This is a genomic window from Staphylococcus petrasii, from assembly GCF_002902565.1.
GTDB lineage: Bacteria > Bacillota > Bacilli > Staphylococcales > Staphylococcaceae > Staphylococcus > Staphylococcus petrasii.
On sequence record NZ_PPRC01000044.1, the window covers coordinates 1 to 22,609 of the forward strand.

20 protein-coding genes and 1 pseudogene are annotated in these 22,609 nt (G+C 33.4%); 5 read left to right on the top strand and 16 right to left on the bottom strand.

What is annotated here, in order from left to right; genetic code table 11:
• The first annotated feature begins 94 nt into the window (after positions 1–94).
• Positions 95–901 (top strand): VOC family protein, encoded by an 807-nt coding sequence (locus CD127_RS07515; protein WP_103366292.1) that lies wholly within the window; start codon positions 95–97, stop codon positions 899–901.
• 40 nt (positions 902–941) lie between these two features.
• Here CD127_RS07515 and CD127_RS07520 read toward each other — a convergent pair whose 3' ends face one another.
• Together CD127_RS07520 and CD127_RS07525 are read right to left on the bottom strand one after the other, a co-directional pair.
• Positions 942–1,850 carry a phosphate/phosphite/phosphonate ABC transporter substrate-binding protein gene (locus tag CD127_RS07520; protein ID WP_103366293.1) on the bottom strand — a complete coding sequence of 303 codons (909 nt, stop codon included), beginning with the start codon at positions 1,848–1,850 and terminating at the stop codon, positions 942–944.
• Positions 1,851–1,996: 146 nt separating this feature from the next.
• Positions 1,997–3,490, bottom strand: coding sequence for an aldehyde dehydrogenase family protein (locus CD127_RS07525; protein ID WP_103366294.1), 1,494 nt, complete (start codon positions 3,488–3,490; stop codon positions 1,997–1,999).
• 492 nt (positions 3,491–3,982) lie between these two features.
• On the opposite strand from CD127_RS07525, the gene CD127_RS07530 reads away from it, so the two are divergent.
• Complete coding sequence (locus CD127_RS07530; RefSeq protein WP_160148972.1) at positions 3,983–6,208, top strand: YSIRK-type signal peptide-containing protein; 2,226 nt, start codon at positions 3,983–3,985, stop codon at positions 6,206–6,208.
• Between the two features lie 87 nt (positions 6,209–6,295).
• On the opposite strand, the gene CD127_RS07535 is transcribed toward CD127_RS07530, so the two are convergent.
• On the bottom strand, positions 6,296–6,955 hold the full coding sequence (locus CD127_RS07535) for an NAD(P)H-dependent oxidoreductase (protein ID WP_103366296.1): 660 nt from the start codon (positions 6,953–6,955) through the stop codon (positions 6,296–6,298).
• A gap of 323 nt (positions 6,956–7,278) precedes the next feature.
• On the opposite strand from CD127_RS07535, the gene CD127_RS07540 reads away from it, so the two are divergent.
• The gene (locus CD127_RS07540) at positions 7,279–8,271 is read left to right on the top strand and encodes a D-lactate dehydrogenase (protein WP_103298938.1); all 993 of its coding nucleotides are present in this window, start codon (positions 7,279–7,281) and stop codon (positions 8,269–8,271) included.
• A gap of 65 nt (positions 8,272–8,336) precedes the next feature.
• Here the strand turns inward: CD127_RS07540 and CD127_RS07545 are convergent, their stop codons facing one another.
• Together CD127_RS07545 and srtA are read right to left on the bottom strand one after the other, a co-directional pair.
• The gene (locus tag CD127_RS07545; RefSeq protein WP_103366297.1) at positions 8,337–9,134 is read right to left on the bottom strand and encodes a Cof-type HAD-IIB family hydrolase; all 798 of its coding nucleotides are present in this window, start codon (positions 9,132–9,134) and stop codon (positions 8,337–8,339) included.
• A gap of 215 nt (positions 9,135–9,349) precedes the next feature.
• Positions 9,350–9,958 (bottom strand): class A sortase SrtA, encoded by a 609-nt coding sequence (srtA, locus tag CD127_RS07550; RefSeq protein ID WP_103366298.1) that lies wholly within the window; start codon positions 9,956–9,958, stop codon positions 9,350–9,352.
• Between the two features lie 166 nt (positions 9,959–10,124).
• On the opposite strand from srtA, the pseudogene CD127_RS07555 reads away from it, so the two are divergent.
• Positions 10,125–10,619 (top strand): annotated as a pseudogene (locus CD127_RS07555) (N-acetyltransferase family protein).
• A 44-nt stretch (positions 10,620–10,663) separates the two neighbouring features.
• Here the strand turns inward: CD127_RS07555 and CD127_RS07560 are convergent.
• From CD127_RS07560 to pgsB, 11 genes are all read right to left on the bottom strand, one after another.
• Positions 10,664–10,897 (bottom strand): hypothetical protein, encoded by a 234-nt coding sequence (locus CD127_RS07560; protein WP_103298934.1) that lies wholly within the window; start codon positions 10,895–10,897, stop codon positions 10,664–10,666.
• A gap of 188 nt (positions 10,898–11,085) precedes the next feature.
• Positions 11,086–11,985, bottom strand: a complete 900-nt coding sequence (gene sdaAA / locus CD127_RS07565) for an L-serine ammonia-lyase, iron-sulfur-dependent, subunit alpha (RefSeq protein ID WP_103298933.1) — start codon at positions 11,983–11,985, stop codon at positions 11,086–11,088.
• Between the two features lie 13 nt (positions 11,986–11,998).
• Positions 11,999–12,685 carry a serine dehydratase beta chain gene (locus tag CD127_RS07570; protein ID WP_103366299.1) on the bottom strand — a complete coding sequence of 229 codons (687 nt, stop codon included), beginning with the start codon at positions 12,683–12,685 and terminating at the stop codon, positions 11,999–12,001.
• Between the two features lie 2 nt (positions 12,686–12,687).
• Positions 12,688–13,734, bottom strand: coding sequence for a PTS sugar transporter subunit IIC (locus tag CD127_RS07575; RefSeq protein WP_103366300.1), 1,047 nt, complete (start codon positions 13,732–13,734; stop codon positions 12,688–12,690).
• A gap of 564 nt (positions 13,735–14,298) precedes the next feature.
• The gene (locus CD127_RS07580; protein WP_103366301.1) at positions 14,299–15,333 is read right to left on the bottom strand and encodes a hypothetical protein; all 1,035 of its coding nucleotides are present in this window, start codon (positions 15,331–15,333) and stop codon (positions 14,299–14,301) included.
• A 287-nt stretch (positions 15,334–15,620) separates the two neighbouring features.
• A complete protein-coding gene (gene xylB / locus CD127_RS07585; protein WP_103366302.1) occupies positions 15,621–17,108 on the bottom strand; it encodes a xylulokinase in 1,488 nt (495 codons plus the stop codon).
• Between the two features lie 285 nt (positions 17,109–17,393).
• On the bottom strand, positions 17,394–18,995 hold the full coding sequence (locus CD127_RS07590) for a gamma-glutamyltransferase (RefSeq protein WP_103366303.1): 1,602 nt from the start codon (positions 18,993–18,995) through the stop codon (positions 17,394–17,396).
• 1 nt (position 18,996) lies between these two features.
• Positions 18,997–19,158, bottom strand: coding sequence for a hypothetical protein (locus CD127_RS12675; protein ID WP_167409897.1), 162 nt, complete (start codon positions 19,156–19,158; stop codon positions 18,997–18,999).
• Entirely contained in the window at positions 19,148–20,221 is a 1,074-nt protein-coding gene (locus CD127_RS07595; protein WP_103366304.1) for a CapA family protein, read from the bottom strand. The genes CD127_RS12675 and CD127_RS07595 overlap by 11 nt, the downstream gene beginning before the upstream one ends.
• A gap of 23 nt (positions 20,222–20,244) precedes the next feature.
• Positions 20,245–20,697 (bottom strand): poly-gamma-glutamate biosynthesis protein PgsC, encoded by a 453-nt coding sequence (gene pgsC / locus CD127_RS07600; RefSeq protein ID WP_103297930.1) that lies wholly within the window; start codon positions 20,695–20,697, stop codon positions 20,245–20,247.
• Position 20,698: 1 nt separating this feature from the next.
• Positions 20,699–21,856: a poly-gamma-glutamate synthase PgsB gene (pgsB, locus tag CD127_RS07605; RefSeq protein WP_103366305.1), complete on the bottom strand. Its 1,158-nt coding sequence runs from the start codon at positions 21,854–21,856 to the stop codon at positions 20,699–20,701.
• A gap of 432 nt (positions 21,857–22,288) precedes the next feature.
• On the opposite strand from pgsB, the gene CD127_RS07610 reads away from it, so the two are divergent.
• The gene (locus tag CD127_RS07610; protein WP_103297928.1) at positions 22,289–22,606 is read left to right on the top strand and encodes a hypothetical protein; all 318 of its coding nucleotides are present in this window, start codon (positions 22,289–22,291) and stop codon (positions 22,604–22,606) included.
• The last annotated feature ends 3 nt before the right edge of the window (positions 22,607–22,609 follow it).

Sequence of the window (22,609 nt, forward strand, 5' to 3'; positions counted from 1 at the left end):
ATCTTGCACGTTTGTTGTTTATGGAGTATATTTATTATACTTAATATAAATAATAGATAAAGATGATTATTTTCATCTTAGGAGGCACGTTACTATGACTTCATTCCACACAACTGAAGCAACACAAGTTACAAATATTACTTTAAACGTTCAAGATTTAAAAAAAATGACTAATTTTTATTCCAATATTTTAGGATTTTCAATAAAAGAACAAAATGACCAATCTGTTACGTTTAACGTTGGTGCGCATGGCCATACGTTAACTTTACATTTATTAGAAGATGGACGTCGCCCTGGGTTTAGAGAAGCTGGCTTATTCCATATCGCTTATCTTTTACCAAGTCGCACAGATTTAGCGAACTTTCTTTTCCATATGAGCCGTATGAACATTCCTGTCGGGGGTGGCGATCATTTAGTCAGTGAGGCGCTATATTTCAATGACCCAGAAGGCAATGGTATTGAGGTATATCAAGACCGCCCTACTGACACTTGGCAATGGTCTGATGGTTTCGTGAAAATGGATACCCTAGAAGTGAATGCCGATGATTTAATTGCACAACGTTCAGAGGACGGTTGGCAAGGTTGGCCTGCAGACGGTAAAATCGGACATTTACACCTTAAAACACATGATTTAGGACAAGCGCGTGAATTTTATATTGATCAAATTGGTTTAGAACATATTTCTCAATACCCACAATCATTATTTATGTCTACGCAAAAATATCATCATCATATCGCAGCAAACATTTGGCAATCTAATCAAGTACGTTTAGACAACGAACAAACTTATGGATTAGCTCACTTTGATATTTACAAACCAAATGTAGAAGAAACACATCTTACATCACCAGAAGGCTTCGACATCACACTTCACAGTGATACAAGCGTAGTACCTGGATAAATATTAAAACAGGATAGTCCGATGACTACCCTGTTTTTTATTATTCTTCTACCATTTTTCTATATTCTCTAACTGTATCAAAATCACTATCTTTTGCTTTTTCATAACCTTGATGGCCATAAATGTCATTTATCACTTTTTTACCTTTTGACGTTTTACTTATATTAATAAATGCTGTACTAATTTTATCTTTCCATTTATCACTCATATCACTTCGAACAGAAATTGTATCATTTGGAATTTTTTTAGTGTGATAAATTACTTTAGTGTCATTATAAATGTTAGGATAATCCTTTTTTAAATCTGCGCGTGCATCTTGATATGTCGCTACAGCATCTACGTCTTTATTTAACAAGGCGATGAGTGCTTGATCATGCCCTTTAATTTGCGTTGTTTTAACATCATTTCGTTTAATGCCCTGTTGTTTTAAACTAGCGAGAGGATAGATATAACCCGAAGTGGATTGACTATCTTGCAGTCCTATTTTTTTACCTTTTAAATCTTTTAAACTATGGATATTGCTATTTTTGTTTACAACAATTTGCGAGCGATAATAATCAACTAATTGATTGGTTTTATTACCTTTATTATCTACAAGATAACCTTTTGATTTGAGTAAAACATCTGCAGCATGCTTCTCGTGAGCTAATGTGTAAGAGACTGGTGAAATGAAGGCCACGTCTACTTTTCGAGAGCTTAGTGCTTCAACCATAGCGTTATAGTTAGTTGCTACATGGACTTTAACTGGAATTTTTAACTCATCAGATAATAGTTGTTGTAACGGCTTTACTTTAGCATCTAAAGTTTGAGCATTCTGAGAGGGTACAAATTCTACATTTAATTCTTTTGGTTCATGCTTTTGTGATTTTCCTGCTTTATTTTGAGAACAACCACCTGAACAAATTAATAATAAAAATAATAAGACAATAAGTATTTTTGAAGTTTTCATATTTTTTCCTTTTTCAAAAATTTAATTTAACACACTTTTATTGTAGTATACCCTTATTCCCCAAAAATTTGATAGTTCAAATAATTTAATTCAAAAAATAAAAACAGGGCGTTGTAAACGCCCTGTTCAATAAATCTCTATCTATCTTAGTATAGTCCTTGAGTTGTGTTGCTAGTGTCGATAAAGATGTTTTTAACTTGTTGATAGTTTTTAATAGCATCTTTATAAACTTCACGGCCAATACCTGATTTTTTATAACCGCCAAATGGTGCACCTGCTGGGATTTGGTTGTAAGTGTTAATCCAAATACGACCAGTTTTCATAGCTTTCGCTACATTTAATGCACGGTTAAGGTTAGTGGTAAAGATACCACCAGCTAAGCCGTATTCTGAATCATTTGCGATTCTAATAGCATCTTGTTCGTCGTCGAATTTTTCTACAACTAATACAGGTCCAAAGATTTCTTCTTGTGCTAATTTATGGCTATTATCACTTAATTCGATAATTGTTGGTTCGAAATAATAACCTTTATCTAAACCATTGTCAGTAATGCGATGGCCACCAGTTAAGATATTAGCACTTGAATCTTCTTCAGCTAATTTCACATAGCTTTCGATTTTTTCTAATTGTTCTGGACCAGTTTGAGCACTCATTTTCACATCTTCATCGAATGGATCGCCTACTTTAATATTTTCAAAAGCTTCTTTAATCTTAGGCATTACTTCATCATAAATTGAAGATTGAACTAATAAGCGTGAACCTGCACTACATACTTCACCTTGGTTAAATAAGATACCTAATTGTGCACCTTCAACGACTTGTTCTAAGTTAGCATCGTCAAAGATAATATTTGCACTTTTGCCACCAAGTTCTAATGTTGTTGGTACAATACGTTCAGCACCTGCTTTAGCTACGCCATAACCAACGTCTGTTGAACCAGTGAATGATAATTTATTTACACCTTCGTGATTGAAGATAGCGTCACCAGATTCAGAACCTTTACCTGTTACTACGTTTACAACACCTTTAGGTAGTACTTCTTGGAAGACTTTTGCAAGTTCGATTAAAGTTAATGGTGTTGATGATGATGGTTGAATAACCACTGTGTTACCTGCAGCTAATGCTGGGCCTAATTTCCATGATGCTAATAGAATTGGGAAGTTCCAAGCTACTACTGCACCAACTACGCCAATTGGTTCATTAACTACTAAGCTCATTGTATTTTCATCAAGCTCATTTACTGTACCTTCGTCAGTAGTTAACACGCTTGCGAAATATTTAAATTGATTTGCAGCTTGTGGCACATCAATTGTTGAAGTTTCACGATAAGGTTTACCGTTTTGTAACGATTCGATAGTCGCAAAATGTTCAGCTTTTTCATGAATACGGCGACTAATTTCTAATAAATAGTCAGCACGTTCATTTTTTGAAATTTTGCTCCAACTGTCAAACGCATCAGTTGCGGCTTGTACTGCTTTATCTACGTCTGATTTATTCGCTTTTGCAACCTCTGCTAAATCTTCGCCGTTAGCAGGGTTAGTTACTGTTAACGTTTCTCCACTTTCACTGTCTTGGAATTCTCCGTTAATGAATAAACCATATTTTTCATCGATAAAATCTCTAACATTTACTTTAGCCATGTTTCATCATCCTTTTTAAAAGTTTTTAAAACGTGATGCGAAAAGTTTTATATATAAATCTTACTAAAAATGTAATCGTTTACTAATTTCTAGTATTATTTTACTTTATCTGGTTGAAAAAACGAAATAAGTTGCTCGAACTTATTTCGCTTCATTTCTGTACATATGCTATTTACCCGTTCACTTAAGAATTACACATAGAGATTTTATTTAATCCATTGAATAACATCGTCAGCAGATTGACGTACTTTCGCTTTAGGTTCATCTTTTCTATAAACGATGGTAATCATAAAAAAATTTAAAAATAATTAGTCTTTATAGTTTTTGAAATCATCTCCTTAAATACATGCAATTCAATATAATTACAAAAAATATAAAAATATTATTTTATTACACATCGTTTAATGATGAATCACTTTGGTGTATGATTATTTTAAATATATTATAAATATTTTATATAAAAATAGCACATTAAAATAAGGAGTGATTTTATTGTTTTTCAATCATAAACAACGATTTGGTATTCGCAAGTTCACTATAGGAATCAGTTCAATACTTTTAGGCAGTGTATTATTTATTGGAGTTGATTCAGTCGCTCATGCCTCAGAATTAAATGATACTAATAGTTCTTTACCTACAAACTCACAATCTTTAAGCGATTCAACTAACGCTAATCAGTCCAATGAAGCTAATCAATCAGCCCCTCAAAAAGATTCATCTACTCATGTGGACAATAACGATAAAGAATTAAATAATAATAACCAATTGAATTCTACTAATAATTCTCAACCTATAAATCAGAGTGACGACAAGTCAAATTCATATAATACTGATACAGATATAACTAACCAAGATTCTAATGAGCAATCAACTTTAGACGAGAACCAAAAAAAATATTATATAAATACGGATAAATTTCATCTTCCTAAATCATACCCTCTTGTAGGCTCTCCTCACATGGTAAATATAGGTGGTGGTGGCGTTGATGTCACACCAGGTTTATCTACATTTAAAGATGATGATACTGTAAATTATAATTTCACTGTATCTTTAAGTCATATCAAAGCAAGCGATCATGTTCAAACGGCGAAAACTTTTGGAATAACTGTACCTAAATTCGTTCAAAACGTGCAATTCAAACTAATAGGTACAAGAGAAGAAGAAAGCTTAGTTCCTCATAATGTTAATTTAACTTTAGGTCAAATATCTGAAGATGATTATAAAAACACTAACAATTTCAATCTTATTCCTACATATGAAGATTATTTAAAATTAAAAAACGAAGGTAAAAATGAATTACCTGCATCAATAATAAAATATAATGAATCTTATAGTGAGCTTAGTGGAGGAAGTTATAACCCAGATTATGCTAAATCTTATGGATTAAGCACTTTGATAGATGGCTCGATAGGAATAAATGTTAGCTATGATATTACTAAAGAACAATTTAAAAAAACACCTTATATGCCATTAGATGCTAGACTAAGATGGAAATCATCAACAGAAAATATTCCACTTGATTCTAATGAAACAGGCGCACAATCATTAGACAATTATAGACGTCATTTAGTCACTTATTTTAATCAAGATGAGAAAAGTAGATACTCTTCTTATACATTTATAGAGCATCCTGAACATATTCATGAAGGTGATTTTGATGAAAATGGACTATATCTTGAACCATCAATAGGTGTTACTAAAAAATTGCATGATTGGACACTAATAGGTAATGATATTAGTCATTCAAACTTTATGTATAGTCGTATTTTCGCATTAGCAGCAAACCCAACTGTTTTTTATGAGGTTGCTTCTAATGAAGATTATGCTGATATTGCTGTAGCTAAAGTGACTGAACCTATCAAAAATACTACACCTAAGACACCGGAACAACCTAGTACGCCAGAACAACCTAAAACTCCGGAGCAACCTAAAACACCAGAGCAACCTAAAACACCAGAGCAACCTAATACTCCGGAACAACCTAATACTCCGGAACAACCTAAAACGCTAGATCAACCTAAAACACCAGAGCAACCTAAGACACCAGAACAACCTAAGACACCAGAACAACCTAAAACGCCAGAGCAACCTAAAACGCCAGATCAACCTAAAACGCCAGATCAACCTAAAACACCAGAGCAACCTAAGACGCCGGAACAACCTAGCAAACCGGAACAACCTAAGACACCAGAACAACCTAAAACGCCAGATCAACCTAAAACACCGGAACAACCTAAGACACCAGAACAACCTAGCAAACCGGAACAACCTAATACTCCAGAACAACCTAAGACACCAGATCAACCTAAGACACCAGAACAACCTAAAACACCAGAACAACCTAAAACACCAGAACAACCTAAAACACCAGAACAACCTAAAACTCCGGAGCAACCTAAGAGTCCGGAACAATCTAAAACGCCAGAAAAACCTAGCAAACCCGAAAAACCTAACAAACCAGAGAAATCTGATTTAACAAATAAACCAAACGCACCAAAAAAACAAAATCAAGCAAAACATACTCATAAAACAAGCAACACTAATGTTTTACAAAAACATCATCAAAATACTTATCAAGAAAAGAGTACAAACGGAAAGGATAAACTTCCTTTAACTGGAGAAACTAAAGAAAATAATAATATTTTACTTAGTATTATTACTGCAATATTTGGATCATCTTTACTTTTATTACGTCGCAAAAATATGAAGAATAAATAATTTAAAATAATAAGCAATATAAAATAAACAAAGCTATCTATTTCAAGTTGATGAAATAGATAGCTTTTAAAAATATATAAATCAATTTTATTTAATCCATTGGATAACATCGTCAGCAGATTGACGTACTTTCGCTTTAGGTTCTTCTTTTCTATAACCGAAACCAACCATGACAGAAGGTGCAAATTCATCCGTATTTAAAATGCCTTCTTCAGATAAGATTTCAGTTACTTTATCTAAGTCGAAACCTTCCATTGGACATGAATCGATGCCAAGTAACGCTGCAGATGTCATCATATTAGCTAAAGCAATATACGTTTGTTTGCTCGCCCAATCTAATAATGTGCGCTCATTATCATTAATATGGAAATTAGTTTGGAAGCCATTTACTTTTTCATTAAATGCAGGTAACGTGCTTTCTTCGTATTTTTTAACATTTTTAATGATTGATTGAACGTAATCGGAACTAGGAGTCACATTCTTACGTGCTAAGATAATTACGAAATGACTTGCCGTTTTCAATTGTTTTTGAGCACCTGAACTATATGGAATTAATTTCTCACGTAAGTCTTGATTTTGAACCACTACAAAACGCCATGGTTCTAATCCTAATGAACTTGGTGATAATCGAGCTGTTTCAAGTATAGTGTCAAAGTCAGAATCGCTCACTTTTTTTGTTGAATCAAACTCTTTTGTTGCATGTCTAAAATTGAATGCTTTGATAATCGTATCTTGCATTTCACTCATAAAAATATCCTCCTCAGTTTATTGTCACTCAAATTATAAATGACTCACTCTTCACACTAAAGATATTAGCTTGCAAATTTCTCTCTTATTATTTGAAAATCAATAACAAAAGACTTGTTTATGTAAAATTTTTAACATTTTAAAGATAAAATTGCTAAAAACTATTGATTTGTGAATTAATTCACAATATAATGTATTTGTAAGTTAAGTAATAGAGATGTTTCAAATCATTATTTTAATTACACATACATTTCTATAGACAACTTCAGTCTTAATTATTTATTACTATATATATTTAATCAACTTGAAATGGGGTTATTATAATGACAAAAATTATGTTTTTCGGAACTCGTGACTACGAGAAAAATGATGCTTTAAATTGGGGTAAAGCTAACAATGTTGAAGTTGTTACTTCTGAAGAAATTTTAAGCGAAGACACAGTAGATCAATTAGAAGGTTTCGATGGCGTAACTACAATGCAATTCGGTAAATTAGCAGATTCAGTTTATCCTAAACTTGAAAAATATGGCATTAAACAAATCGCACAACGTACAGCTGGATTTGATATGTATGATTTAGACCTTGCTAAAAAACATGATATTATCATTTCTAACGTGCCTAGCTATTCTCCAGAAACTATCGCTGAATATTCAGTATCAATCGCACTTCAATTAGTACGTCGCTTCCCTGCAATTGAAAAACGCGTTCAAGAACATAATTTCAAATGGGCAGCGCCAATCATGTCTACTCCTGTTAAAAATATGACTGTAGCAATTATTGGTACAGGTCGTATCGGTGCTGCAACTGGTAAAATCTATGCTGGCTTTGGTGCTAAAGTTGTTGGTTATGATGCATATCCTAATAATTCTTTAGACTTCTTAGAATACAAAGACTCAGTTGAAGAAGCTATTGATGGCGCAGATATCATTTCTTTACACGTACCTGCTAACAAAGAAAGCTTCCACTTATTTGATGCAGAAATGTTCTCTAAAGTTAAAAAAGGTGCTGTATTAGTTAACGCTGCTCGTGGCGCTGTTATCGACACACCTGAATTAATCAAAGCTGTTAATAATGGCACTTTATATGGTGCTGCTATCGATACGTATGAGAATGAAGCAGATTACTTCACATATGACTGGTCTAATAAAGAAGTTGAAGATAAAACTTTATTAGAATTAATTGAAAATGAAAATATCTTAGTAACACCTCACATCGCTTTCTTCTCAGACGAAGCTGTAAGAAACTTAGTTGAAGGCGGATTAAACGCTGCTTTATCTGTAATTAATACAGGTAAATGTGACACTCAATTAAACTAAGATAATACACAATAAATTACAAAAGCTGAAATCTCGAATAATTGAGATTTCAGCTTTTTTCTTATCTATTTTAATACTTCTTGTTCAATGATTTGTAAAACACCTTGTTCATCATTACTTGGTGCAACAGCACTTGCGATATCAAATAAAGATTGGTCTTGGCTATTTGCCATTACATAACTATATTTCGCAAATTCTAACATGTCTTTATCGTTATTCGCATCCCCAAATGCCATTAACTCTGACGCATCCATATTCCACTCATTTAATAAGCGTTTTAATGCTTGTCCTTTAGTCATATTAGGCATGATAATATCAATACTGTTATGACCGCTTGAAACAAGTTTAATAGTATCACTAAACTTTTCTTCTAAATCAGTATCCAATGTTGAATGCGTATCGCGATTAATGTTTAACGCTATTTTGACATACTCATCATCTGGTAACGGTTGAAATGAGTCGATTTCTTCTAATTGATGATAATAGAAATGTGCATCTTTCTTAAAAGCCTCACTTGTATCTTTTAAAATATAAGCGCTTTTCAAACCACATACGATAAATTCATCAATCTTTCTTTCAATATTTAAGTAATTGACTACTTCCGTATAATCATCTTGATTAAAACTACGATAATTATATAAGTCGGTACCATGGTAAATGACTGCCCCATTTTCCGAAATAAAGAACATATCCCTCTCACCAAATATTGATTTCAGTTTCGCAAATTGGTTACCACTCGCAGCGATAAATTCTATATTACGTTGCTTCAACTCTTGAAAAATCCTGTCAAAACGTGCTTTATCATATTCTTTATTCGAATCTAAAAATGTACCATCCATATCCACAGCAATTGCTTTAACCATAAAGGTTCCCCCTTGAGTTTAACGTCTTATTTAAAACAATTATATCTATCCCATTTTTATGATTAAAGTTTACTAAATAATGTTGAAACTATATTCATATTTAGAAATTAAATTCATGGGTTAAAATTAATTAATGCTATATTTATTCTTATAAGAACAAGTAACTTAAAAATAAAAACCTCTTACTCATTGATAAAGTAAGAGGAATTAAAAATTTAGTTTATTTGTTTTGCTACGAAGATTTTACGTTTTTCCCAGATGCCTGTTTGTTCGTTGTAGTTGTCGCAGGTGATTAATGTTAATTGGTTTGTTTCGCCTTTGTGTTCATCTAACACCTTAACGTCGTCTGGGTTTACGTCTCGGATGCTTGTCATTTTATATTTACGTGTTTCATTACCTACTTTAAAGTAAACTTTGCTTCCTTTTTTGGCTGCTTTTAAGTTAGTAAATTGATAGTGTGGACGGTCAATAAAGGTATGTCCGGCTATTGAAATGTTTTGATCGTCTAATTTTTCATCTTCTTCTGCGAAACTTACACCACGATTTAATTGTTCTGGCGTAGCCGGTCCAGGATATACAGGTTCTTTAATTTCTGCATCTGGAATTGATATGTAACCTGCCATTTTGGATTTGTCTTTAGGAATGGTTGGTGTTTCCTTTTTCGTTGCTTCTTTTTTATCGTTTTTATCATATTGTTCAATTTTATTGTTATTATCTTTTTCATGGAGATAATTGTCTATATGTGGTTTGGCAAATAAATATACTGCCACTAGAATTAAGATGACGCCTATAATCGTCATTAAATGGCTTGTCCAATTCTTCATTATTTGGGTGCTCCTTTAAGCTTGTCGTTCTTTGCTCATAGTATATCACTTTTAAATCGCTATTTTAATTTAATTCTTTATTTAGGTGTAAGCTTTAATTACAAACATTTGCCTCGTATAGGTTCAACCTTTTAAAATAAGAAAAAATACTAAAGTAGGTGGCAACTTGATTAGAAACGCTGAAAGACAAGATTTATCTGCAATATTAGACATTTATAATGATGCAATCCTAAATAGTACGGCAGTGTAAACATATGACGCCCAAACGCTGAAAGAACGTGAAGCATGGTTTGAAGCTAAGTTACTCGCGAATGAGCCTATCTTTGTATTCGAATTAGATAAGAAAGTGGTTGGATTTGCGACTTATGGACAATTTAGAAATTGGCCAGCATATCTGTATTCAATTGAACATTCGATTTACGTTGATAAGGATTATCGTGGAAAAGGCATTGCCTCGCAACTGCTTAGTCACTTAATAGAAGATGCCAAACAAAGAAATTATCGCACTATTGTGGCAGGGATAGACGCTTTAAACGAGGGTAGCGTTAAATTGCATGAAAAATTTGGATTTACTCATGCAGGTACAATTAAAAATGTGGGATATAAATTTGAACGTTGGCTTGATCTTGCTTTTTATCAATATGATTTATTCAACAAATAGTTTTTGTCTCATTTTTCCCTAGAGATGAAAAAACAAGTGAACGATTATTCGTCCACTTGTTGTTCTTGAAATGTATAAAATCTTTCTTTTAATTCTTCTATTTTTTTCCTCTTTTTCTCTTCAATAACAAAACTCACATAATAAAACAGAAATACTAAAATCATGCTTAATGACATTGATTCAAATAAGAGATTCTCCCAAGTTCCCTTTACTGTGAAATAATGTGTAATCGTTGTGTTAATGACGAATACTAAAAAGATGATACTTAATCTAAGCATATCATCAGCCCCTTTGGAGTTATTTTATACACATGGGTGAAATTTTGCAATAACTTTTTTAATTTTCTGTAAATTATTTTTAAGATTTTGTATATTTGGGACTGCCTTTTCAAAAAACAATAAAAAAAACCATCCTTGAATGTATTAATCACATTCAAGAATGGTGTGTTATTAGAGTTAATTATAAATTAGTTTTTAACTGGGTTTTCTGGTGCGTCAGCAAAGATTTTCTTCTTGATTGCTTCACCAGTTGGTGTACCTGCTAAGCCACCAAGACCAGTTTCTCTAAGTTCTGCTGGTAAGCCACGACCGATTTTATCCATTGCTTCGATAACTTCGTCAACTGGGATACGGCTTTCTACGCCAGCTAATGCTAAGTCAGCTGAAATTAATGCGTTACCAGAACCAATTGCGTTACGCATTACGCATGGGATTTCAACTAATCCACCTACTGGGTCACATACAAGACCTAATAAGTTACTGATTGCTAATGCCATTGCATGACCTGATGCTTCTGGTTCGCCGCCTGTAATTGCTACAGCTGAAGCTGCTGCCATTGCTGATGCAGAACCAACTTCTGCTTGGCAACCACCAGTTGCGCCGGCAACGCTTGCGTTATTGGCAATAACACGACCGAATAATGAAGCAACAAATAAGAAATCAATCATTTGATCTTCTGTTAAGTTGTGTGTTTTTTCTAATTTGAATAATACGCCAGGAATAGTACCTGAGGAACCTGCTGTTGGTGTAGCACAAATGATACCCATTGCTGCGTTAACTTCGTTTGTTGCTACAGCACCTTTAACAGCTTCCATCATTTCGTAGCCAGCTAAGGCATGATTATTTTCATTATAATCACGAATTTTTGCTGCATCGTGACCTGTATAACCTGTTACACTTTCAACACCGTCGCCTGTTGTACCTTTTTTAACGGCGTCACGCATAACTTCTAGGTTTTGTTTCATTGTTTCTCTAACTTCTTCGCGAGATTTACCAGAAAGCTCCATCTCTTCTTTAATCATGATATCCGCGAAAGACATTTTGTTTTCTACTGCGTAGTCTATAGTTTCTCTAATTGAATCAAACATATTCAATCCCCCTCTATTTTATATAGGATATGTTTAAGTGACTATATTTTTCTCTAATTTGATTTAACGTTGATTCAGGTAATGCTTTAGTTAATGGTAAAACCGCTAAACTATGATCTTTGCCCGTTTCGATCATTTCCTCATCAATTGACGCACCAAGTTCACTGATATCATTTAAGAAATGATTGACTTCTGATTTGTCAATTTTGCCGTCCATTTCTAAGATAGGTAAACCGTGGTCAAAGTTAACTTCTAGTCCTTCAACACTAATTCTTCTTAATTTAATTGTACCGCCACCAATTGAGTTACCGATAACTTCAATATGGCGACCTTTAGCTTCTGCAATTAAGTAAGCACAGTTAGGGTGCTCACCAATGCTTTCGTCGTCTTCTTCTATAATATCAATATCAATATTTTGGTCTTTAGCAATTGTTATAGCATCTTTAATACGACTATCAAATGTGCTATAACCCATTGAACCACCGATAACTGCTAAGTCAGTACCGTGACCTTGGTGTGTTTTTGCGAAAGATTCATAATAGTGAATTGTTAATTTTTCAGGTTGCATATTGCCTAATACTGAATAGGCAGCATTTCCAATTTTAACAGCTCCTGCTGTATGAGAACTTGAAGGTCCCATCATAACAGGGCCGATGATATCAAATGCACTTTGATAATCGTAGCTTTTTTTAGTAGCCATTATTAAACACTCTCCTTAGGTTGTTTCTGTTTACTAGGCAATTTCATACTCATATTCATTAAGTTGAATTTTTTGATTAATGTACTGAAGATAAATGCTAAAATCACGCTTGAGATTGCAACTGCAATAATTGTAAGAATTGATCTAGTTGCATCATTAAAGCCGAATAATACGATTGCGCCTGCAATTGGTGTTGCCATACCTTTAACATTTATTACTAGTCCACTAAATGTTACGATACATGCATTTACCACACCGATAATGGCATTTGATCCGTATAATTGTAAAGGATATTTAGCAATTAAATCGATTTGTGTTAATGGTTCAATGAAGACAGCAAATGCTTTTGATTTACTACCGCCAATGTTAAGTCTGCTGAATAATACAGCGTTTACGAATGAAGAACCAGTACATGTTAATGCACCGATAGCCATTGGAATTCCAGTTAATCCTAACAAGCTTGTTAATACCATTGAACTTAATGGTGTCATTCCTGTTACTGGAATTACTAGTCCTAAAATAACTGCTAATGCATATGGATGACTGTCACCAACAGAAGTAATCGCGCCACCAATTTGATGTAATACAGCCATAACTCCTGGGCTAATAAGTTTCGCTAATCCAAATGCAATCGCTGGTGTTAATAAAATTACAACGATTAAGTCTAAACCTTCTGGAACTTTCTTCTCGATAAATTTAATACCGAAAGCAACTAAGTAAGCTGCGATGAATGCTGGTAATAATTTAAAGTCATGTAAGACTAAACCTACAATAACTGCAAATACAGGTGAAACGCCAAGATTGATACATGTTAAAATCCCAACTGCAACCCCTGCTAAACTTCCTACTAAATCACCAATTGTTTGGAAAAATTGGATATGAAATACGCCACCAATAGCGTAACTTAAGAACGCTTGTGGTAAAAATGTTGCACAAGCAGCCCCTGATAATGCTTGTAGTCCTTGTTTACCGTATGGCGCAAAGTTTAAGAATAGCGTCATAACGATAAGCACTAATACAAGGGTGCCCACTCCTAGAATAATATTCATTCCCCAAAACCTCTTTCTATTTATTTATTAACCATGATTATGGTACACCCATTGGAAAACGATTTCAATACATCTAAAGAGTCAAATACGACCAAATTGTGAAATAAATCACATTTTGATACTTTTTGAGGAATTAAAAAATTTAATTTTGCTAAAAATTGTTAACAAATAAATAATAATTAACATTTTACACTGTAAAAAGTAACTTTGCAAACTACTTATCCCAATTCTAAAATGTTTGTAAAAATGCAATTTATTGTGTAGTTATCTTCGAATGCATCTTCACTGTAACGTCATTTTAGATAAGAATCTAATATTTTGCTTGCACATAAATAGCAAGCGAGAAATAAAAATCATTTGAGATTTATTATTTACACGCTTGCTATATTTTTTAAACATTTATATATTTTACCATAAATCTTTTAACTTTATCGGATAATCTATCATAAATGTTATTACATTATATCAAATTTTACCAATTACTTATTAATATAATTCATTAACTATTTAACTCGTTGTTTCAAGGGCCATTCTATGGAGGCGCTCTAATTAAATAATGCTTATTTATGACGAAGCCCCTACCAATATTTCAATTAATTCATGGTATTGGCGCTTAGTTATGAATTCTGTCGGTTTATAATTTTTATGGAAAAGTTGGTTATATAATTGAAATGCTATGTCTCGAGGAACTAAGTTAATTGAGTTAGTGGTTTGCAACCATTCTAAGAAGGATAGTTGTACGTTGTCTCGTTTATAAGAAATAATGAGTTGTTTAAACGTATCAAAATTAAACAGAGGTTGTTTAGGATATAAGTTGATACATGAGTTTAAATTCTGAGAAAGTAATAAATTGTGTTTTGTTAGGCGATATTCTTCTAATATTAAATTTTCAGGAAATTTAAGTATGGTGAGGAATAATTCTAATAAAAAGGATTGTTTAGAAGACTGGTCGTTTAAGGATTTACCTATTTCTATTGTAGGCGCATATTTACAATAAGCGCTAAGATGCACTTCTAGTATACTCTCATTATTATGATTAGAAGTTAAGGCACTTAAAGAGAGTTCTATTTTATAGTCTTTTAGTTCACAATATAAAATATCATTTTTAATCTTTATTTCAAATTTTGCTTTTTGGAGATGTGTACAAAGTATTTTAAATAACAATAAGTATTTTGAGGATAATGAAGCGCTGAAATTTAAATTTGCTAAAAGTGGTTTTATTTGGTCATCAGTAAATGGAAAGTTGCGTTTTTGTAATGTCTTAGATTTTAAATTAATGCTTTGTAGATAATAATAAGAAGTAATAATCTGATCATGTATATCTTGTGGATACAAATTAAGAAAGTATAAATCGTCGAGTGTGTGATTAAGTGGAGGTTCTTCTTTCAATGAAATAAGTAAGGAAGAATCATCTAATGAAAATAATTTCTTTGAGGGAGATAAAATGTGCTGTTCTAATTGGTCTCTATCCGGTAATGGAATGCCGTGTTTGTGTAGGGTGGCCTGCAAAGCCTCGTAATCTAATTCATTAATGTAGGCAAACGTTCTTAAATGATTACGCCAGACACTTTCATAAAGTTCTTGTTTATTAATTAACATATTCTTCATCCTTTCGTTGTTGGAACATAGTCATGATGTCTTAAAGGATTATATTTTATAGTCATATTAAACGCTTATTTTATATTTTTGTCAATATAATTCCATTTAAAATAGATATTTTTATTTATAAATTATTTCTAGCCATTTGCCTCAAAAATTCATTTTACAAATATTTATTTTCTGTAGATAAAATCATTCAAAAATTAATAATTTGCGTGTTCCCCTGTTAAGCATCAAAAAAAAGAAACGAACTTTTCATCAAGCTCGTTTCTCTTTTATTTTACTTTTTATTCTTCAATTTTTAATAAGGCTTCTGTTAATTGATGTGTTTGTTGATAAATTTGTTGGTAAATTTGATAATACGCTTCGTATTGACGGTGGCGTTCTTCGTTTGGTTCAAAGGTACGTTCGATATCGATAAATTGTTCGACACATTCATCGAAAGAGTTAAACCACTCTAAACCGTATGCTGCAATCATTGCAGCTCCCATGCTCGGTCCTTCTTCATGTTTTAATTTTCGGATAGTAGCATTAAAAATATCAGCTTGCATTTGTAACCAAAATGCACTCTTCGCACCGCCCCCAATAGATGTCACGTGCGTAATCTCTTTACCCGCTTCTCGAATCAACTGAATAGAGTCGTATAACGAATACGTAATACCTTCAAGCACGGCACGCGCAAAGTCGGCTTTCGTATGGCTACCACTAATTCCAATAAAGCTTCCACGAATAAACGCATCGCCATGAGGTGTGCGCTCTCCGGCTAAATAAGGCGCAAATAAAAGACGGTTCGCACCAACAGATGAAGTACTGGCTTGCGCCACAATGTCGTCGAATGACTCATCTTCAAAGAATGTCTTCTTCAACCAACTAAGGCTATAACCTGCCGCCAACGTTACCCCCATCGCATAAAAAGTTTGAGGTACGCTATGATCGAAGAAATGAATATTATTACGATAGTCAGTATAGCTATCTTTTTCAACATTAAGAACGACTCCAGAAGTTCCAATACTGCATAGCGTATCGTTATCATTAATAATACCAGCGCCGATTGCACCACATGCATTATCTCCACCGCCGGCAAAGACTTTCACTTGTTCGGTGAAACCAAGTTCTTGCGCTAATTCAGGACGAACATCCCCAACATAAGCTGTTGAACGCACTAAAGGAGGATAAATGTCGCCAAGGCCGAAATGATCTCCAACGTCGCGTGTCCAGTCATGCGTTTGTGGACTAAGTAATGACGTGCTTGCTGCGTCTGAATATTCCATATGCACTTGTCCTGTTAAACAATAGCGCACATAATCTTTCGGTAACACAAAGACATCTACTTGCTTCCAAATATCAGGTTCATGTTGTTTCACCCATAACATTTTAGGCAAAGTGAACCCTTCAAGAATAGGATTACCATTTAAACGCTCTCCGTAGACCTCTTTGATTTGACGACATTGTTCAGAGTTACGTGTATCATTCCATAATATTGCATGACGTACTGGAGCATGATTGGCATCCAGTGCAACTAAGCCGTGCATTTGTCCTGAGAATGAAATCCCCTTAACGACATAATCTGACATTTTTGACGCTTCATTGAGATGTTTAATTCCTTGTTTAACCGCTTCAAACCATTCAGCAGGATCTTGTTCGCTGTAACCTGGACGCGTTTGAATCAATGTCAGTGGTTCACTCGTTGATGCAACCATCTCTCCTTGTTGAGTCACTGCAATAATTTTAACCGCGCTTGTACCTAAATCAATACCTAACACAACTTCTTTCATGACTGCCCACCCTTTACATACTTCGTTTATAAATTCGCTATATGCTTCTATGAAATCAATTCAATTTGTGTTTATTTTTTATAAAAATAAAATTAATTTCTCTAACCTACACTTTTTATCATATCGATTTTATCTATAATTTCAATAGTTGCTTCTATATTAATTACTTTTAATTATGAAAAAGAGCAGCGCAACGGAATCAATTTTACCTCAACTGATTTCGTTGTACTGCTCTTGGTAGAAAATATTTAGTTATGTGCTTTCAACATCTCACACTTTTTAAAATTATCGGTTACCTACGTCATGACCAATTTCTACGGTATGATCATTTTTATTGTAAATCGCACCTTGAACACTACCAAAGTTAGGGTCATTACGTTTTTCTTGAACACCGTAACCTAGACGTTTAAATTCATTGATGTCTGCGTCTTCCATGGCATTTTCATAAAAGACCGTACCACCATCGTTATAAAAACGTGGTTTATCAATAGATTCTTGAAGTGTGCCATTGCCTCTTAAGTAATCAATAATGACTTCATTAAGAATAGTTGGAATTTTATTTCCTCCTGGTGTACCGATACCCATGTAGAAGTCAGGACCGACTACAATAGTTGGTGCTGTATAAGAACGTGGTGCTTTATGTTTTTCACCAAAGTTAGGACTATTAGGATCATTAGAGAAGTTTGTTAATGAGTTGTTCATGTAGAACCCTTCTTTAACAAATTTTCCTGAACCAAAGAAACTAGATAACGTATTAGTCGTACTTGCGAGTTTACCGCTCTTATCAATGACTACAAAGTGCGTCGTACTTGTGTTATTGATTTGTTGCGTATTAAAGTCACTTCCATTATTAACGTCTGAGCTAGAATTAATACTATTTAAACGGCTCAATAGATAATCATCAGATAAATGCGTATCACTACTAGCTTCTTGGCCGTTAACAACATCTCTATTACGATACATTACATCACGTGATTTAATGATGCCTGATATAAAGTCAGCGCGATTATTTTGAGAATCTAAGCTTTCATCAATTTTTAAACCTTGTAACATCAATGTACCACCGAGTGGATTTGAAGCAGAATACACAGTGTTATTTAAGAATTTCGTACTGGTTGGTTTCTTTTCTTCTGTTTTAAAAGCTTTAAAGTCATCTTCCGTTAATTCGTCATCTATTTGTTTTGAAATACTTTTTCCGATATCTTTATAGAAATAGCTTGGGCCATCATCTCGAATCTTTTTCAACGTTTTCGCTAGAGCGTCTTGTTTTACAACATCGCCTTCACGTACAGTACGTTTACCTTTAAAGAAAGGTGAATCGCGATCAATATCAGAACCGAACATTTTTAAACTGCGCTCTAATTCTGCATCTACTTCAAAGCCATCTTCCGCTAAAGGGATGACATAGTTAAGGATTTTCTTTTCATCCATTTTACCTTCGCGTTCATGCATATCATGTAACCCTTGTACAAAGCCTGGCGTCCCTATTTGGTCACCCTTTTTATAATTAAAAGAAGACATCGTTTTATATTCATACATTCTAGGCTCTTCGCCATCTTTGCCATCATAAGTTAAGGTAGCACCACCGCCACCTAAACCTGATGAATGGGGTTCTGTCACTGCAAGTGCGTACGAAACACCCATAGCAGCGTCAACAGCGTTACCCCCCTCTTCAATAATCTTATTACCTACACTCGTTGCAATGGCATTGTTAGATGCTACGCCATAGGTTTTATTATTACCAGAGGATTTATGGTTGGTAATTTTATTCTCAAATAAAGTGTCTTTATCAGGTCTATCTTCTTTTTTAAAATAATAAAATGTAAATGAAATCAGAATCGTCACTACTAAAATAATAGTGAGCATCACTTTATTATAGATATTCATACTAACTGGCCCCTTTAGATAAATATTGCTCCGTTATATTTTTTAAGTCATTCTTTTCAAATTGATCAAGGCCTTCATTCGCTTTCGAAAAAGTTACCATCAATAAGATAACTATGATAATGATGGTCGTTAAGATACCTACCCAATGCTTTTTAATATTCATAGGTATATCCTCCATTCTCTTGTTTCAGATGAATTGTTTTATCCTTGATGTTGTTGTAATAACGTTGCTCTTCCATTCTGTTCATCTTATCTTTAGTGATTTTACCGTCTGCACCGCGCACAGGTGTTAGATGAAACTTGTTATGTTGTCCATCCCAATCATGTTGTACAACCAAACCTTTTTGGTTTTTCGATAAGAATGAATCTGATGTTAGATTTCCTAAGCTATAGAAGATACTTGCATTTTTATATTTTTCTACTTTTTGTACCACAGTATTATGACCAATGATGACGTCCGCCCCCGCATCGATTAAAGCATGTCCATAGACCTTTTGTCGGTCAGTTACATTACGTTCATTCGGAATACCCCAATCCACGTTGACGACGACTAAATCATTGCTTTGTTTTAAGTTTTTAATCAACGGAACAAAGATTTTTGGGTCTAAACTAATAGAAGTCGTATTTTTAAGTGGGTCTTCATAATTCGATTCCACATCTGTAAAGGAAACGTTAGCTATTTTCTTCCCTTTCACATTTTGTTGCACCGTTTTACTATTGATTAAATTAGAGCCATTTCCAGTTAAGAAGTTATAATCTGTTTGCGCTTCTACTTTTTTACTCAAATCCTGAGCTTGCACATTATCAATCGTGTTATTAATTAAATTAACACTCTTAATATTCTGCTTTTTCAAGAACATAATATTGTCTAAATTTTTATTTAGATTATCTGTTGCATTTTTTGAAAAGTGACTAACAATAAGCGAAGCAGTTGAGAAATCACTATTATGTAATGGTTCTTTCAAGCTAGCAAATACATCATTCAAGTTCATTTTTCTAATATGTGGATTTAATGTAATGTTTCCTAAATATGTACTGCGAATTGCATTAGGATTAGACTTTGGCATTGCTTCTACTGGCTCAATCTTTACAGCACGAATAGCAAAGACTAAAAGAACGAATGCAACTATTAAAACGATAAGTGTGTAAATAAAATTTCGACGTTTATGGCGTTTAGATTGCTTAAGTAACCATTCGCTCGCTGTTAACCGTTTTTTCTTTTTCATTACTTTACGCTCCTTGCTCGCGATTAATTAATAAAGCTGTATAAGAACAAGATGACATAGGTAATACATGTTAATAACATTGTTGAAGCTAATGTAATCACGACACCTTGTTTTTGAATTGTGTTGGCAATGATACCAGGAATAACGACACCAATGCCTGAAACTTCAACTGTTTCAAATGGTGTTAATGGATAAATTAAGTCAAAGATAAATTTCAATACCATTCCTGTGAGTATCATCGCTGCAAATTTACGTCGTCCGTATAAAATCACCCATCTGCTAATACCAAATGTCACAATAAAGTAAGTTAAACAACTAATAACGAGCACAGATAACAACATAATAGGCTGATCAAATATAAGTGCTAAATAACCAGGTACTACGAGTCCTGCTGGATTGATTCCAAATTTCTCTGCAAAGATTAAACTTAATACAATGCCGACGAATAAGGAGAAGTATAATTCTGAACCTATCATTTTATTCTATCCCTTCTATAAATTCTGTTATTTTTCCGCCTGGACCATGAATATTACCTACGCAGAAAATAAGCGCATTATGTGATTCTTTAATAATTGCTTTTTCGATATCACTAAATTCATGGTTTTCAAAATTAAGATATTTTTTTTCTGGTAAATGTTGCATGACATCTGTCACCATTTGCGTACTCTTACCTGTACAAATAAGTGTGTCAAATTCAACATCTTCAATAAAGTTTTCAGCAAATTGTCGAGTACGGTCTACCCTATCTGAACGACAATTTAAAATAACTACTTTTTTAGTGTAAGGATAGTTATAAGATTCCACTTTATTTAAAATTGCTTTCGTAGATTGCGGTTCATTCGCTGCAAATGCATTAACAAATACATTTTTTGTGTTATTTGCATTAAAATATTTAATTTCAACCGCACCTGGATCAGGTGGCGCATTTAACATGCCCCTTAAAGCGACATCTTTATCTACACCTACTGCTTGCGCTACTCCTAATGCAATAGCTACATTATCTGGAAAGACTAAGTAGTCAAATTTTCTTAAATAAGATTCAGGAATCTCGTCTTTATCTACTACTATTAATTCGGTTTTACGTTTTTTGGCTTCTTTGGCAAAAAAGTCAGTATAAGCATCTTTCATAACAACCAATTTCCCTTTGCGAGGAATCGTTGCAGTGAATGCTTGCGCAACATCTTGTAAAGTTGGCCCTAAGACATCCATATGGTCTTCCATTACATTGACGATAACGCCAATATTCGCTTTAACTAAATCTTCTTGGAAGACGATTTGATAATCAGGATTAACCGCCATACATTCATTTACCAAAGCATTCGCTTTCCGTTTAACTACTTTTCGAACAATATCTCGTTGTTCGCCAATATTTGCCCCTTGAGGTTTTCGAATTACTGGATATTCTTTCTCTGTAAACCAATACATCATACGAGCGTCTGTTCCTGTAGTTTTACCTATAACATGATAATGGTCTTCTCTTAATACGCTATAAATCATCCTTGTAATCGTTGACTTACCTCGGATACCGTTAATGTTGATTCGTAGGGGAATTTTCTCTAATCGATTACTATGGCGTTTCTTTTCTCTAATACCGAGCCATAATATTAATACGATACAAATTGTAATAAGAATCAAAATAGTGCCCTCTCTTTGATTGATTTTGTATTAAGTTGTGTTTAAACCATTTTAAACAATTATGTATTTTGAAAATGAAGAAAATAAATTTATTAATATAGATTAAATTAATAATTTGATTTTACTTTCATTCCTAGTAATAGCTTGCTAAAAATAGACATTCAACTATTACTACCAATAAAGGTATGCTAACACGTGCATGTTTTGTCAGTTTTAAAAATGTAAACCGAATGTTAAAAAGCTTTTACGTTTGTAAATCTTTTTAGAATTTTTAAATATTGCGTTATTTAAAATGATAAAATACTTTTTTTATTTTTAACAGGGATAATTGAAATTTGGCAAGTAAACAAATATTTACCCTCTATTTACACTAACTTAAAATTCTGATGTTACCTTAGACATGAATAAAGCTATGAATTCAGGAGGGACTCAATGAGCAGACCCATGACAAAACCCGTAAAAATCGCAGTTAGCATTTACCTAGCCATCATATTACTAGGTTGTACTAGTTACTTAATCTTTATTCTTGTGGGTAGTTTACAAGGCAATGATATGAGTCGTTCTGTATTAGATACTGACCCTCATCACATTAACAACGTAACTAAAACATCAAATGAAGACATCCGTGAATTAAATATGAATAAAGCAAACGAAGCTAATGAATTACCTAAAGATGAAATAGCTACAAACACACAATCTACACAGTTAGATATTTATAATAAAAAAGCAAATGCCCAAACATCCGATTGATAG